12 protein-coding genes and 3 pseudogenes are annotated in these 14,964 nt (G+C 61.4%); 11 read left to right on the top strand and 4 right to left on the bottom strand.

From position 1 onward, the window contains the following. Positions 1-28 precede the first annotated feature (28 nt). Together secB and PD885_RS17780 are read left to right on the top strand one after the other, a co-directional pair. Positions 29-544: a protein-export chaperone SecB gene (gene secB, locus PD885_RS17785; RefSeq protein WP_002809860.1), complete on the top strand. Its 516-nt coding sequence runs from the start codon at positions 29-31 to the stop codon at positions 542-544. Positions 545-559: 15 nt separating this feature from the next. Beyond that, on the top strand, positions 560-1,591 hold the full coding sequence (locus PD885_RS17780) for an NAD(P)H-dependent glycerol-3-phosphate dehydrogenase (RefSeq protein WP_002809861.1): 1,032 nt from the start codon (positions 560-562) through the stop codon (positions 1,589-1,591). Between the two features lie 698 nt (positions 1,592-2,289). Here PD885_RS17780 and PD885_RS17775 read toward each other — a convergent pair. Further along, positions 2,290-2,886 carry an OmpO family porin gene (locus tag PD885_RS17775; protein WP_002809864.1) on the bottom strand — a complete coding sequence of 199 codons (597 nt, stop codon included), beginning with the start codon at positions 2,884-2,886 and terminating at the stop codon, positions 2,290-2,292. A gap of 362 nt (positions 2,887-3,248) precedes the next feature. On the opposite strand from PD885_RS17775, the gene poxB reads away from it, so the two are divergent. Continuing rightward, positions 3,249-4,958: a ubiquinone-dependent pyruvate dehydrogenase gene (poxB, locus tag PD885_RS17770; RefSeq protein WP_172402140.1), complete on the top strand. Its 1,710-nt coding sequence runs from the start codon at positions 3,249-3,251 to the stop codon at positions 4,956-4,958. 49 nt (positions 4,959-5,007) lie between these two features. Next, a pseudogene (locus tag PD885_RS21615) lies at positions 5,008-5,908 on the top strand (two-component sensor histidine kinase); the annotation flags it as partial. A gap of 35 nt (positions 5,909-5,943) precedes the next feature. On the opposite strand, the gene PD885_RS17755 reads toward PD885_RS21615, so the two are convergent. Beyond that, complete coding sequence (locus tag PD885_RS17755; protein ID WP_002809869.1) at positions 5,944-6,420, bottom strand: tRNA (cytidine(34)-2'-O)-methyltransferase; 477 nt, start codon at positions 6,418-6,420, stop codon at positions 5,944-5,946. 466 nt (positions 6,421-6,886) lie between these two features. Between PD885_RS17755 and PD885_RS17745 the strand changes: the two genes are divergently transcribed. The 4 genes and pseudogenes from PD885_RS17745 to PD885_RS17730 all read left to right on the top strand — a co-directional run bounded on the left by PD885_RS17745 (position 6,887) and on the right by PD885_RS17730 (position 10,589). Further along, positions 6,887-7,207, top strand: a complete 321-nt coding sequence (locus tag PD885_RS17745) for a DUF4156 domain-containing protein (protein WP_002809872.1) — start codon at positions 6,887-6,889, stop codon at positions 7,205-7,207. 101 nt (positions 7,208-7,308) lie between these two features. Further along, positions 7,309-8,325 carry a 3-oxoacyl-ACP synthase III gene (locus PD885_RS17740; protein WP_002809874.1) on the top strand — a complete coding sequence of 339 codons (1,017 nt, stop codon included), beginning with the start codon at positions 7,309-7,311 and terminating at the stop codon, positions 8,323-8,325. A gap of 86 nt (positions 8,326-8,411) precedes the next feature. Then, positions 8,412-9,455, top strand: a pseudogene (locus PD885_RS17735) (Fic family protein); the annotation flags it as partial. Then, positions 9,445-10,589, top strand: a protein-coding gene (locus tag PD885_RS17730; RefSeq protein ID WP_088057023.1) for an IS3 family transposase whose coding sequence is annotated in 2 segments (ribosomal slippage) — positions 9,445-9,682 and positions 9,682-10,589 — 1,146 coding nt in all. Because the reading frame shifts where the segments join, the coding sequence is not laid out codon by codon here. The pseudogene PD885_RS17735 and the gene PD885_RS17730, both read left to right, overlap by 11 nt. Before the next feature lie 4 nt (positions 10,590-10,593). Here PD885_RS17730 and PD885_RS17725 read toward each other — a convergent pair. Further along, positions 10,594-10,923, bottom strand: coding sequence for a hypothetical protein (locus tag PD885_RS17725; protein ID WP_145953971.1), 330 nt, complete (start codon positions 10,921-10,923; stop codon positions 10,594-10,596). A 376-nt stretch (positions 10,924-11,299) separates the two neighbouring features. Between PD885_RS17725 and PD885_RS17720 the strand changes: the two genes are divergently transcribed. Together PD885_RS17720 and PD885_RS17715 are read left to right on the top strand one after the other, a co-directional pair. Beyond that, the gene (locus PD885_RS17720) at positions 11,300-11,539 is read left to right on the top strand and encodes a hypothetical protein (RefSeq protein ID WP_002814551.1); all 240 of its coding nucleotides are present in this window, start codon (positions 11,300-11,302) and stop codon (positions 11,537-11,539) included. A 304-nt stretch (positions 11,540-11,843) separates the two neighbouring features. After that, complete coding sequence (locus PD885_RS17715; protein ID WP_002803817.1) at positions 11,844-12,725, top strand: TrmH family RNA methyltransferase; 882 nt, start codon at positions 11,844-11,846, stop codon at positions 12,723-12,725. A 246-nt stretch (positions 12,726-12,971) separates the two neighbouring features. Here the strand turns inward: PD885_RS17715 and PD885_RS17710 are convergent. Then, positions 12,972-13,335 (bottom strand): annotated as a pseudogene (locus PD885_RS17710) (hypothetical protein); the annotation flags it as partial. Between the two features lie 220 nt (positions 13,336-13,555). On the opposite strand from PD885_RS17710, the gene PD885_RS17705 reads away from it, so the two are divergent. Next, complete coding sequence (locus tag PD885_RS17705; protein WP_002814557.1) at positions 13,556-14,953, top strand: class II 3-deoxy-7-phosphoheptulonate synthase; 1,398 nt, start codon at positions 13,556-13,558, stop codon at positions 14,951-14,953. Positions 14,954-14,964 lie beyond the last annotated feature (11 nt).

Raw genomic sequence — 14,964 nt, 5'->3', positions numbered from 1 at the left:
ATCCACCGAACCGTTTCTGGAGTTAGGAATGTCCGACGAAATCATCAACGGCGCGGCTGCGCCGGCCGACGCCGCTGCTGGCCCCGCTTTCACCATCGAGAAGATTTACGTCAAGGACGTTTCTTTCGAATCGCCGAACGCACCGGCCGTCTTCAATGACGCCAACCAGCCCGAGCTTCAGCTGAATCTCAATCAGAAGGTGCAGCGACTTAACGATAACGCCTTCGAAGTCGTGCTGGCTGTGACCCTGACCTGCACCGCCAGCGGCAAGACCGCGTACGTGGCCGAAGTGCAGCAGGCGGGCGTGTTCGGCCTGGTCGGTCTGGACCCGCAGGCGATCGACGTGCTGCTCGGCACCCAGTGCCCGAACATTCTGTTCCCGTATGTGCGCACCCTGGTCAGCGACCTGATCCAGGCTGGCGGCTTCCCACCGTTCTATCTGCAGCCGATCAACTTCGAAGCCCTGTACGCAGAGACTCTGCGTCAGCGTTCGCAGGGCGAAGACGCCTCGTTGGCCGATTCCGAGCCGGCTGGCAACGCCTAAGCATCGCCTGCGCCGATGAGCGATTCGAAACAGAAGATCGCCGTTCTCGGCGCCGGTTCCTGGGGAACGGCCTTGGCCGCACTGCTCGCCAGACACGGTCACCCGACCGTGCTCTGGGGGCGCGATGCATCTATGGTGGATGCCATCGATCGCAGCCACGAAAATGTGCGCTATTTGCCGGGCATTGCGCTGCCTGAGAGTCTGCGCGCGACCACCGATCTGCAGCTGGCCATCGCCGCTACAGGTTGGATCTTGGTCGTGGTGCCCTCGCATGCGTTCACCGAGACCATCCAGCTGATTGCACCGCTGCGTCCGGCCGGTGCCGGTGTTGTGTGGGCGACCAAGGGGTTCGAGCCCGGCTCCGGGCGGTTTCTGCATGAAGTTGCGCGCGACATCCTCGGCCCCAGCGTTCCGCTTGCCGTGGTAACCGGGCCGTCGTTCGCCAAGGAAGTCACGCTCGGCTTGCCGACCGCCATTACTGTGCACGGCGACGATGCGGCGTTTGCGCAAGTAGTAGCCGATGCGATGCATGGCCCCACCTTCCGCGCCTACACCGGTGATGACATGGTGGGCGCTGAGCTCGGTGGCGCGATGAAAAATGTACTGGCGGTGGCGACCGGTGTGGCCGACGGCATGCAACTCGGCCTCAACGCACGTGCCGGTTTGATCACGCGTGGCTTGAACGAGATGCTGCGCCTGGCGGCAGTCATCGGTGCGCGTCCAGAAACCTTGATGGGCCTGGCCGGGTTGGGCGATCTGGTGCTGACCTGCACTGGCGATCTGTCGCGCAATCGCCGGTTGGGATTGGCGTTGGGACGTGGGCAGAGCCTGAACGATGCGATCCGCCAGATCGGCCAGGTAGTCGAGTCGGTACAGACCGCCGACGAAGTGATGCGTCAAGCCGAATATCACGGCATCGAATTACCGATCTCCAACGCCGTACGTGCCGTATTGCATGGCGATATCACCCCGGAAGCAGGCTTGAAAGAATTGCTGGCACGCGAGCGTAAGCCCGAGTATCCGCAGACCTTGTTTAGTCGGCCTTGAAAAAATTGCTTTCAGCAAGTCCTTGCCGCATAGAGCATTGGTCTGGGCACCATCGACGTCATCACGATAGCTCGGAGCCAGACGCAACAAAACACGATCCAACGGATCAGCCAGCGCACAGGTTATAGCCAGCAGTGGCGCCGATGGCGCTCAGTGCATCGCCCTGGGCGCGTTGATCGTCTGCGCTAGCAACTCCTCCATCCCGGCTTCGCCCAGGCTTGGTGTAGCTGCGGATACGGGGTTTTTCAGGAGCGACTGTTTACCTGATTGCTGGCCAGCCGGCTGCGGCATACGGCATCTAGAACAGCAAAACGCGCGGCAATGACCGGCGTTTTCTGTCTTGCCCAGGCAACACTAGCCTAGTTGCGCGACGCATGCCGCTAAAGTGGCATGCATCTCGCCCCCCGAATGAAGTGCTGGCGCTGCAACCGTCGCGGCATCTTCAGCGCTGCCTGACACCGTACGCTGCGCCACAGCCCGTGGCCCACGCTGCGCTACCGCGGGCTTCCAGTCATTGAGCGGCGCCGCTGCCGACCATCAAAATAAAGCGTTCCAAAGAAAGCGTTCCGAGGCGCAAGCAACGACGGGCTGCCGGCCCTATCCAAAACAAAGAAGCCCGGTCGGGTGACCGGGCTTCTGATGCAGCGCGCGAAAAACGCGGGCGCTGCGGTCAAACATGCCGACGTGTCGGCTGCGGCTTACCAGCTGAAGCGCGGGCCGACCGACCATTCCTTGTTGCCGTCGCCGTCCATACGGATATCGCCGTTGATGCCCCAGTTCTGATTCAACTTCACCTGGGCGCCAAGGCGGCCGTAGAAGTTGTCACCGATGTCGATGCCACGCTTCTTGGAGAAATCTTCGTAGCCAGCCAGGGCATAGACTTCGAAGTGTTCGCCGAAGGCGTTACGCAGACCGGCTTCAACGCTGTAGCCGTCGAAGCTGATGTTCGGGGTGTCTAGGTCCAGCTTGCGGTAAGCGACGCGGGCAACGAAATCGGTGCTCGTGGCGATCTCGTGGTTATAGCCCACACCGACGCCCCATTGCTGGAAGTCGGAGTTGGAGCTATCGAACACGTTGTCGTCGTCGTCAGCGTTCTGCTTGCTGTAATCGCCGAACACGTGGAAGTTTGGCGCAACGGCGTAGGAAGCCTTCGCGCCCCAACCATCAGCGTCGCGGCCTTCGGTCGGAGTGCGCACGTAGTCGCCTTCGACGAAGTTGTAGGAGAGGTTTTCAGCAGCGGAGGCCGCAAACGGCAGGGCTGCAAGAAGGCCGAGGGCCAGCAGTGAGTTCTTCATGATCGGTACCTGTACTTATGGTTTGGGCCGGCGCTGAGGCGAATGCCGTTCGCTGCCGAGATGTAAATTCTCCGTTATTCGATGGAACGCCAGATGAATTAATGACTGACCAGTTGATGAATCATCGCGCCAGATTCAGCTCCGCTGTCTTGTGGTTGCATATGAACGCGCGTAGCGCACGTGCAAAGCGTGACGTGGTTATGGTTACACGGCGCAAATGTGAGACGCGTGTTCAGGAATGCAAGACTGTTGGCGCTTTTGCGCAGTTTCGCACGCGAGCACATTGTACCGACATCATCGCTGGGAGCATTGCAGACTCTTTAAGACTTGTGCGGAGCTGCATCGTGGCGAAGAAGAAGACGTTGGCGCGGTTTCTGGCCGAAACGCTGCAGAGCGCAGGTGTCGAACGGATCTGGGGTGTAACCGGCGACAGCCTCAACGGCTTGACCGATGCGTTGCGCCAGATGCAGACCATTGAATGGATGCACGTCCGCCACGAGGAAGTTGCTGCGTTCGCGGCCGGCGCCGAGGCTGCGGTGACCGGGCATCTGGCAGTGTGTGCGGGCAGCTGCGGGCCGGGCAATCTGCATTTGATCAATGGGCTGTTCGATTGCCATCGCAATCGCCAGCCGGTGCTGGCGATTGCCGCGCACATTCCATCGTCTGAGATCGGGCTGAGCTATTTTCAGGAGACCCATCCGCAGGAATTGTTCCGCGAGTGCAGTCACTTCGTGGAGTTGGTCACCAATCCGGCGCAACTGCCGGAAGTGCTGCATCGGGCGATGCGCACCGCGATCCTGCAGCGAGGCGTGGCGGTGCTCGTGATCCCCGGCGATATTGCGCTGCTGGAAGTGGACACGCAGCTGTCGACCGTCTGGCCGCCGCTGCGCGCACCGCGCGTTTTGCCTGCCGCCGAAGATGTGCAGCAACTGGCCCAGCTGCTGCGGCACAGCAAGGCGGTTACCTTGTTGTGCGGCAGTGGTTGCGCGGGCGCGCATGATGCGGTGGTGGCCTTGGCCGACACGTTGGGTGCACCGATCGTGCATGCGCTGCGCGGCAAGGAATATATGGAGTGGGAGAACCCGTTCGACGTCGGCATGACTGGTCTGATCGGTTTTAGTTCCGGCTATCACGCAATGCTCAATTGCGACACCTTGATCATGCTGGGTACGGACTTCCCGTATCGGCAGTTTTATCCGAAGGAAGCGACCATCCTGCAGGTGGATCGCGACCCCAGCGCGCTGGGGCGGCGCACGCCATTGCAGCTGGGCATCGCTGCCGATGTGGGCGAAACCATCGCCGCGTTGCTGCCGCAGCTGCAGCGTTGCGAGGAGCGCAGCTTCCTGGATAAATCGCTTGCGCATTACCGAAAGGCGCGCGAAGGACTTGACGATCTGGCGGTGCCGGCAGATCCGGGCGAGCCGTTGCATCCGCAGTTCGTCACACGGCTGATCAGCCAGATCGCCGATCAGGATGCGGTGTTCACCTGCGATGTCGGCACGCCGACGGTATGGGCTGCGCGCTACCTGCGCATGAACGGCAAGCGCCGTTTGCTGGGTTCGTTCAACCACGGCTCGATGGCCAATGCGATGCCACAGGCACTGGGCGCGCAGGCGGCGTTTCCGGCGCGGCAGGTGATCTCGCTGTCGGGCGACGGTGGTTTTGCGATGTTGATGGGCGACTTTCTCTCGCTGGCGCAGTTGAATCTGCCGGTAAAGGTAGTGGTGTTCAATAACGCGTCGCTGGGATTCGTAGCGATGGAGATGAAGGCCGCCGGTTATCTGGATACCGGTACCGAGTTGCGCAATCCGGACTTTGCGGCGATGAGCAATGCAATGGGCATCCTCGGCATCCGGGTGGATGAGTCCTCACAGCTGGAGCGAGCACTGCGCCAAGCATTCGTGCACTCCGGACCGGCGTTGGTGGATGTGCGTATCGCCACGCAGGAACTGGCAGCACCGCCGGCAATCAAACTTGAACAGGCCAAGGGCATGGGCTTGTACCTCCTCAAGGCGGTAATGACAGGGCGCGGCGATGAAGTGATCGAGTTGGTCAAGACCAACTTTCGCTGACGCGGCTGCTTGTGTCGAAGATATCGCCCGTCTCTACGGGTCGTTGCTCATCCCTCGTTCGCTGTTGCGACAACTGCTGCCGATCTGGTTGGTGATCGTGGCCGCCTGCGTGGGCATGGCACGATGTTGTACGGGTTGTACCGGCAGACCGAAGGCGTGCGGTTGGACGAAGCGCGCCAGCAATTGACTGTCCAGTGCACGTGCATCGTGCAGTGTTATGTCGGCGCAAGCGACGCGGCGCGTCGTGGCGACAATGGAGGCGGGGTTGGCGGCAGTGGTGGTGCAGTTGGTACTAGCCGAGGCGCCTGGCGTGGAGGGCTGTGTATGGAACCTGGATAAAGGGTTCATTACGTACGCGTATCCCACCTAGGACGGCAGCGCTCACAAGACCGATATTCACGCGTCCGAGTGGACCACGATTGTCAGTACCGCGCGGCAAAGTGCGGTGGGTAACAAGGTCGTGCAGTTTCGCCGTGATGGCAGTCGGCAGGTGCTGTTGATCGGTGCCTGCCCGATGACGTCCGACACGGCGGCATGGACCATCTCGCGTCTGCCGGCCAGCACCTCGGATGTGTGGCGGCTGTTGGTGCTCGGCATGCTGCTGATCTTTGCGATGGTAGCGGTGGCGGCGATTGCGTTGGGCGTTTTGGTGCGCCGTTGGAGTCAACGTTTGCATCGCATCCAGCAGGCGCTGGCCGCCGACACTTCAGACGCCACAGATTCCGGTCACCGGCGCCCCGGAACTGAATCGACTTGGTGCCGCCGTGACCGACTAGGCGCAGGCCTCGGTGCAGACGCGTCGGCTGGCCGATGAGCTGTCGCGGCATGAACGTCTGGCCGCTTGGGACGCATGACGGCAACGGTGGCGCACGAGATCCGCAACCAGATCAGATCGCCACCATGCCGCGACGCCGGACGATGCCGCGCATGGCGACGTGATGCTGGGGCAGTGCTTGGCAGTGACGCCGTCATTTGATCGCCAGGTTTACTGGCCGCCGTGGAAATTCCACTGCCGCCATGCTTCGAACACCATCACCGCCACAGTGTTGGACAGATTGAGGCTGCGGTTGTCAGCGCGCATCGGCACACGTAGCCGGTGCTGCGGCGGGAGCGACTCAAGTACCTCAGCCGGCAAGCCGCGCGTTTCCGGGCCGAACAAGAACGCATCGCCATCGGCGAACTGGGGTGTGTCGTAACGCACCGTGCTACGGGTGCTCAATGCAAACACGCGTTTGGGCGCGATCGCGGCCAGTGCGCTGGGCAGGTCGGCATGCACCTGCAGTGTTGCGTATTCGTGATAGTCCAGCCCGGCGCGCTTGAGCTGTTTGTCGCTGAGGTCGAAGCCAAGCGGCTCGATCAGGTGCAAGCGCGCGCCGGTATTGGCGCACAGGCGGATCACATTGCCCGTATTGGGCGGAATTTCGGGCTGAAACAAGATGACATGGAGGACGGGTGCTGGCATGCGCGCAAGTGTAGCTGCGTGTGCGCTTAGTAAGGCTGATGGCGGCGTTGGCCAATGCTTCCAGTTCGAACGGTGAGGGCTGCCGCTGCGGCAGGTTGACGCAGACCGGGCCCACCAGCGCACCGATTGCGGCAGCGGCCTGGCCGGAGCAAGAATTTTCGGAGCGAATTTCTTTTATTCAGCGAGAAGTCACTTTCGGGTGCATGTGGCGTTTGCTGATGGAATTAAAGCAAACGACGAGCCCATAGCATCATGTTGTTTTGAAAGTAGCTTTTGCGGCGCGGAAGTTTCCGCGTCCGGACACCCGGAAGAGTCGGAGAACGGCGGACACTGCGGCGAACAGGGTATTGCGGTCGTTCTAGAAGCAGTTCAGGGCGCTGAATGGGGGCGTTGCAGGTGCAGGCCGGGCCTGATTGCGAATGGGCAACTGCGGCACAATCCGGTTTTCCCTCAGGTGTTGTGACTTATGCGCGTGCTGATGCTGTCTGTTCTGTTTGCCACCACCACCGCGGCCTGCACCTGGGTGCCGATCGAACAAAGTGGCAAAAGTGTGCAGGTCCTGCCCGCAGGCCCTGCGCCAGCTGGATGTCAGCAGCAGGGCGAGGTGGTGGTGACGGTCAAGAGCAAGGTTGGTTTCTACAACCGCAACCCGCTGCGCGTGCAGGAAGAACTGGAAACGCTGGCACGTAACGAGGCGCCGGGTGCCAATGCCAATGCGGTGCAAGCGCAGGGTGACCCGGCCGACGGTAGCCAGCGTTTCAACGCGTTCCGCTGCCCGCCGCGCTGAACCGTTGGGCTGGCGCGCGTGCCGTTAAATTGTAAAGATGCGGTAAAAGCGGCCAGCAGCTAGACTAGCGCCCCCTCGCCTGACGCCATGGCGCTACTTCGATGCTCTTCCAGAACGTCTCCATCGCGGGACTGGCGCACATTGATGCGCCGCACACGCTGACTTCCAAGGAAATCAACGAGCGCCTGCAACCGACCTACGACCGCCTCGGGATCAAGACCGATGTATTGGGCGATGTTGCCGGTATCCATGCACGGCGCTTGTGGGACCAGGATGTCCAGGCATCGGACGCAGCCACCCTGGCCGCGCGCAAGGCATTGCTCGACGCCGGTATCGGCATCGAGAAGATCGGCCTGTTGATCAACACCTCGGTGAGTCGGGACTACCTGGAGCCGTCCACGGCCTCCATCGTGTCCGGCAACCTGGGCGTGGGCGAGCACTGCGTCACCTTCGACGTGGCTAACGCCTGCCTTGCCTTCATCAATGGCATGGACATCGCCGCGCGCATGCTGGAACGCGGCGAGATCGACTACGCGCTGGTCGTCGATGGAGAGACCGCCAACCTGGTCTACGAGAAGACTCTCGAGCGCATGACCTCGCCGGACGTCACCGCGGAAGAGTTCCGCAACGAACTGGCCGCGCTGACGCTGGGATGCGGTGCCGCCGCCATGGTGATGGCGCGCACCGAGCTGGTGCCCGACGCGCCGCGCTACAAGGGCGGCGTGACCCGCTCGGCCACCGAATGGAACAAGCTGTGCCGGGGCAACCTTGACCGCATGGTCACCGACACCCGCCTGTTGCTGATCGAGGGCATCAAACTAGCGCAGAAGACCTTCGTAGCGGCCCGCCAGGTGCTGGGCTGGGCGGTGGACGAGCTGGACCAGTTCGTCATCCACCAGGTCAGCCGCCCGCACACTGCCGCGTTCGTGAAATCGTTCGGCATCGATCCGGCCAAGGTCATGACCATCTTCGGCGAACACGGCAACATCGGCCCGGCGTCGGTACCGATCGTGTTGAGCAAGCTCAAGGAACTGGGCCGCCTGAAGAAAGGCGACCGGATTGCGCTGCTGGGCATTGGCTCGGGGCTGAATTGCTCGATGGCGGAAGTGGTCTGGTGACGGAGTCCTGGGTCGATGGGTGCAGGGACGTGTTAAAAAAATTGGATTTTTAATACACGTTCTCTCATCATGTTCGATACAACAACATGAGTGAGGCAGGCATGGAAAGCGTATCGAAGTTTAACGCTGAGCTCCCTCACAACGAGCTCCCGCTGCTTCCACCAGCGGGAGATATCGAACGCGGAACCTGCTCAAGGCTTGCATCAATGCGTGAACTGCATTGGCCGAGCTGAAACAGGCAACAGCGTTGCTGCCAAATCCCACAGTACTGATCAATACAATTCCAATGCTCGAGGCTCAGGCCAGTTCCGAGATCGAGAACATCGTGACGACGACGGACGAACTGCTCCGCTACGCCGAAGATCAGGACAAGGCACAAAAGCCTGCCACCAAGGAAGCGTTGCGTTACCGCAGTGCGCTCTACGAAGGACTTCAGTCGCTACAGCAGCGGCCTTTGTGTAAGGATACCGCTGTCGTCGTCTGTAGCCGGATCAAGGCGGTGCAAATGCAGATCCGTCGCGTGCCCAGGGACTGCCCTGGCCAACGTCCAGACCCAGCAGAGCCTCTACACGCCGCCGGTTGGCGAAATGCTACTGCGCGACAAAATGGCCAACTGGGAACGCTTTATCCATGAGAACACCGACGTCGATCCATTGATTAGTCTGGCTGTCGCGCACTATCAATTCGAAGCGATTCACCCATTCACCGATGGCAATGGCCGTACGGGGCGTGTCTTGAATCTGCTGATGCTCATTGAGCAAGGGCTGCTTGACTTGCCAGTGCTCTATCTATCCCATTACATCATCCGCCATCGCAGCGACTATTACCGCCTGCTACTGGATGTGACGCGGCATGGCTATTGGGCCGAATGGATTCACTACATGCTCGCTGCTGTTGCGGAGACGGCTGCATGGACGACGGCGAAGATCGAGGCAATTGGCGGATTGGAGGCCCAGGCGCGCGACCATGCGCCGAAAGCCTACAGCTGCGAGCTTGTCGAAGTGATCTTCAATCAGCCGTATTGCCGCATTCAAAGCGTCGTTGAGGTGGTGGGCGTGATACGCCCAGGGTTTCCTAGACATCTCAAGGCCATGGAAAATGGTCAATTCGGAGGTGTCTATGAGCAGCAAGCGGTATACGGATGAATTCAAGATCGAGGCGGTCCGGCAAGTGACCAATCGTGGTTTCAAGGTGGCAGAAGTCGCGGAGCGACTGGGTCTCACCACGCACAGCCTCTACGCCTGGCTGCGCAAGTTCGGCAAGCCTGGCGTGGTGCAGCGCGCCGAGGTGGACCAGAGCGCCGAGGTTCGGCGGCTGAAGGCAGAGTTGCGTCGAGTGACCGAGGAGCGCGACATCCTAAAAAAGGCCGCCGCGTACTTTGCCAAGGGGTAAGGGCAAAGTACGCCTTCATGCAAGCCCACTGTGGGGAATTCAGGGTGTGTGCGATGTGCCGGGTATTGCGGGTCAACCGGTCGGGCTATTACGCCTGGTTGTGCTCGCCCAACAGTGAGCGCGCCAAGGAAGATGGGCGCTTGCTTGGACTGATCAAGCACCACTGGCTGGCCAGCGGCAGTGTCTATGGGCATCGCAAGATCACCAGGGATCTGCGCGATCTGGGTGAGCGTTGCAGTCGCCATCGGGTGCATCGGCTGATGCGCACCGAGGGACTGCGTGCCCAGGTGGGCTATGGTCGCAAACCGCGCTTCCATGGAGGAATGCAGTGCAAGGCGGCGGCCAACCTGCTTGACCGACAGTTCGACGTGACTGAGCCGGACACAGCCTGGGCGAGCGATTTCACCTTCATCCGCACGCATGAAGGCTGGATGTACCTGGCTGTTGTGATCGATCTGTTTTCCCGGCAGGTCGTCGGCTGGGCGATGCGCGATCGGGCCGACACCGAGTTGGTCGTGCAGGCCTTGTTGTCTGCGGTGTGGCGGCGCAAACCCAACGCTGGTTGCTTGGTTCATTCGGACCAAGGGTCTGTCTACACCAGCGATGACTGGCGCAGTTTCCTGGCGTCCCATGGCGTGGTGTGCAGCATGAGTCGGCGTGGCAACTGCCACGACAACGCACCCGTGGAGAGCTTCTTCGGACTGCTCAAACGCGAGCGGATCAGGCGGCGGACCTATTCCACCAAGGACGCCGCTCGCGCCGAGGTATTCGACTACATCGAGATGTTCTACAACCCCAACCGCCGCCACGGTTCAACTGGCGACCTGTCCCCTGTAGAGTTTGAACGGCGCTACGCGCAACGAGGGTCTTGAGTGTCTACGGAACCCTGGGCGTATCAATCTGCTGCGTGCAGCGAATGCCAAAAATCCGCTGCGTGCGGCGTATCAGAGTGTGGTCGCCGATCCGTTGATCAATCCAGTCGACGCACGCGACGGTCGCGGAGCGCCCGAGATATCTCACCACTACGGTGTTATGAAAACGTTGTTCCTGCAAAATACTGAAGCTCCCGCCTTTATCCACGTAGTGGATCAGGGGGCGAACCATGCGTTTGGTCGTCCACACGCAGAGAGAAATCATCAGTTCACAGCCGGTCTTAACGTATATGGCAACGACCTTGTCGTTTGGAATCGTGATGGTCAAGGTCATGCATTTGTCGGCGGGGTCTGGTCCGACGCACCTCGTGAAAATCTGGTCCGGGTGCTTCATCAAGATGGGACGACCGATATCATTCGCAATAGCTCGGATGGCTCAAGCGAGCTGCTGCTGCATATTGATCCACGCGCAGCCCCATTGCGTGGGCTGAGATAAGCCAGCGCAACCTGAGCGGCCTGAACTGCGGCAGGCGGTGCCTACGCATGGCCGGCTTTTTCAATCGTAGGATTCACCGCACCGCCAGACAGAAGAATCCGTTCGCAGCCTTGAGCAGGACCTCGGCCGCGACTATGACGACAACAGCGCTCGCCTGGCAGCGAGCAGCGGGTAGCTTGCGAAAGAGAACGGGCGGTCGAGGATCGATCAGGTCATGTTGAGTCAGGAAACAACGTCTCAAGGACCGGGCAAGTACGTGTTTCTGGTCGAGGGCAAGTTGGCCTGTCATGCACATGAAAAAGTGCGCATGAAGATCGGTGATGCCATCGCACGGCAAGCCGAGTACTCCCTGGAACAGTTCCGGTCCGTGATTGAGACGCAGCGAGAACAGCAATCCCGGCAACAAGGGCAGCAACGCGAACAGTCGATTTCGCCACCGCCTCGAACGATGTGAGTTTGCTAGATCTCCCTTACTGAGATAGACCGCGACTCATGAGCTTGAAAAGCTGGGGGAGGGCGTGCGGCGGCCTTAGATTCGTGTTGCGCCACCTGGGGCGTCGAACAGCCGGCAAGCTTGGGAACTTACCTCATCCCGACCGTCACACACGGCTCATCGCAGCAGTGGCTTACCATCTTCGTCACGGCTCCCGCACCACCGGCCCTGTCGGCGTTGGCAGGACGACCAACACAGCAATAGCGGGAAGGAGCGAAAACGGCCTTCCCGGCACTGCAAGAAACACGAACTTTTGGATACGACGATGACACAGCATGACGGACGAGGCGGGCGACCGCCGTGTGATGGCGGCGGTAACCCCTGGGGCCGCGCCGCGCCGCGCGCACCTGCGCAGCAGGCACCAGCGCAGCACGCGCCATCCGCATCGGCACGGGTAGGCGGCAACGCATGCGAAGTGCGGCTGTACGGCATCAATGCGGTGCAAGCCGTGTTCAAGGCGCGTCCGGAAGCCCTGCGCAAAATTTATCTGAGCGAGGCGCGCATCCCGCAGTGCAAGGCGCTGCTGGCTTGGTGCGTCGCGCAACGTATCGGCTACCGCGTGGTGGAAGATGCTGATCTGAGCAAGCTTGCCGCCAGTACGCACCACGAGGGTGTGGTGGCCGAGGTGCTGCGCGTGTCACCGCAACCGTTGCACGATTGGCTGGCAGCATTGCCGCAGGGCCCGGCGCTGGCGCTGTGGCTGGATGGCGTGGGCAATCCGCATAACTTCGGCGCGATCCTGCGTTCGTCCGCGCATTTCGGCGTGGCCGGTTTGTTGTTGCCTGCCGGCTCCACGCTGGGGTTGTCCGGCGCAGCGGCACGTGTGGCAGAAGGTGGTGCCGAAGCGGTGCCGCTGGTGCAGCTCCCCGAGACTGCGCTGGCGGTGGCGCAGTTGCGTCAGGCCGGCTTCGCGGTGGCTGCGACGCTGGTCGACGGCGGTCAGGATGTGTTCGCCGCAGCGTTGCCGCAGCGGCTGGTGTATGTGATGGGCGCAGAGAGCGAAGGCATGGACCGCCAGTTCGCACGCGATTGCGACCTGCAGTTGTCGATCCGCGGCAGTGGCAAGGTCGAAAGCCTCAACGTGGCCTCGGCTACCGCAGTCTTCCAGGCCGCCTGGTGCGCCCGCGCGCTTACCGGAAACCGGTGATGCGTGTGTCTGTCTGGCTGCGTGCCGACATCTCCCCGCCCTGAGTAGGACTCGGATTTAGAGCGGCTAACAAAACTGCTGCGCAGCCGCCAGGCGGGTGCGGCCGGTGCTCGGAATAAGAATTGTTGCTAGCGATGGCGTGTTCTCAAGTGCTATTCAGGCCGTAGCGCAAGGCATGCGCGCCGCTGTCCCCAGGGCATGGAAAAGTCGGCTTGCGCCGTATTAGCGCGGTCGCTGCGGTCCACCTGGCTCCGGGCTCTGGTCGAAGCCGGAGATGGACTCGGGCAGCATCACGCCCTTTGATGCGTTACTGCTGGTTGGTATGGTCTCTGCGGACGTGGATGCCGCCAATACGAATCCTTTACTACGCCTGGTGCTTGCAGCAGCACCTGGTTGAGCGGGGTGGGAAGGCGATCGATGTCTTCGGCGGTGATGGCGTACTGGCTGCCGCCGATATCCGGCGACAGGCGTTGCGCGCCGCTTCGAGCTTGGCGATGAGGTTGACGGTATCCAGATCGGTCGTGCTTGGGGGCGCCGCATCGGCAGGTGAGGTCAGCAGGGTGGAAACAATGGCAACGGAGATGAGGCGAGGGGCGGCGGCTAAGGGGATGCTGTGTTATCTCATAACATTCTATTCACAGGTGGGCGCGAGCCTGGGCCGAAAGTCATGCTTGCCTGGACGGCTTGCTCGCCGTTCAGTCGCGTTCATTGATGGAGCGCCCGTCCTCGGCGGCTGAACCATCCAACCGCGCCTTGGCGATCCGCTGTGCAGGGTGCTTTGCGTGGCGATCCGGCTCTGCCACCATCACAGGCTGCCCAGGAGCTTTGTCATGAATCTTTCCGCCCCATCTCGCGTTTCCGACTCCACTGCCTCGTCGTGGGCGCCGGACAGCTGGCGCGGCAAACCCGCGCTGCAGCTGCCGGTTTACCCGGACCAGGCTACGATGCAGGCCGCGATGGACGAGTTGGGGCAGCTGCCGCCGCTGGTGACCTCGTGGGAAATCTTCGCGCTCAAGCGCCAACTGGCGGAGGCGCAAGAGGGTAAGCGCTTCCTGTTGCAGGGCGGCGATTGCGCCGAGAATTTCAGCGATTGCGAATCGGGCACGATCTCCAATCGCTTGAAGGTGTTGCTGCAAATGAGTCTGGTGCTGGTGCATGGCTTGCACTTGCCGGTGGTACGCGTGGGTCGCTTCGCTGGCCAGTATGCCAAGCCGCGGTCGGCCGATAACGAAACCCGCGATGGGGTGACCTTGCCGAGTTACCGCGGCGATGTGATCAATGCGCCGGCGTTCACCCAAGCCGCACGCGTGCCCGACCCGCGCCGCATGATCACCGCGCATTCGCGCTCGGCCATGACGATGAACTTCGTGCGCGCGTTGATCGACGGCGGCTTCGCCGACCTGCATCACCCCGAATACTGGAATTTAGATTGGGTGGGCTATTCGCCGCTGGCGGCGGACTACCAGAAGATGGTGTCCTCGATCGGCGATGCGGTGCGCTTCATGGAAACCTTGTCCGGAGCGCAGGTGTACAACCTCAATCGCATCGACTTCTACACCTCGCATGAAGCGCTGTTGCTGCCGTACGAGGAAGGCCTGACCCGTCAGGTACCTCGTCAGTGGGGCTGGTTCAATCTCAGCACGCATTACCCGTGGATTGGCATGCGCACTGCCGCGCTGGATGGTGCGCATGTGGAATATCTGCGCGGCGTGCGTAACCCGATCGCGATCAAGGTGGGGCCGTCGGTGCAGCCGGATCAGTTGCTGCGTCTGATCGATGTGCTTAATCCGGAAAACGAACCTGGGCGCTTGAGCTTCATCCATCGCATGGGCGCGGCGCAGATCGCCGAGAAACTGCCGCGGTTGCTGGATGCGGTCAAGCGCGACGGGCGCCGGGTGCTGTGGGTTTGCGACGCGATGCACGGCAATACCGAAAGCACCGGAAATGGCTATAAAACCCGGCGTTTCGATAATATCCGCAGCGAAGTCGAGCTGTCGTTCGATCTGCATGCAGCGGCCGGCACGCGGCTGGGCGGTGTGCACCTGGAACTGACCGGCGAAGACGTCACCGAGTGTACCGGTGGTGCGCGCGAATTGACCGAGCGCGATCTGGAGCGCGCGTATCGTTCCAGCGTGGATCCGCGCCTGAACTATGAGCAGTCGCTGGAGATCGCGATGGCGATCGTGCGCAAGCAACAACAGGTGCCCTCGCAGCCGCTGGGTGCGTGATCGGCATGAGC

Source organism: Xanthomonas fragariae (assembly GCF_900183975.1).
Classification (GTDB): Bacteria; Pseudomonadota; Gammaproteobacteria; order Xanthomonadales; family Xanthomonadaceae; genus Xanthomonas; species Xanthomonas fragariae.
This window is presented reverse-complemented; position numbering and strand designations above follow the sequence as displayed.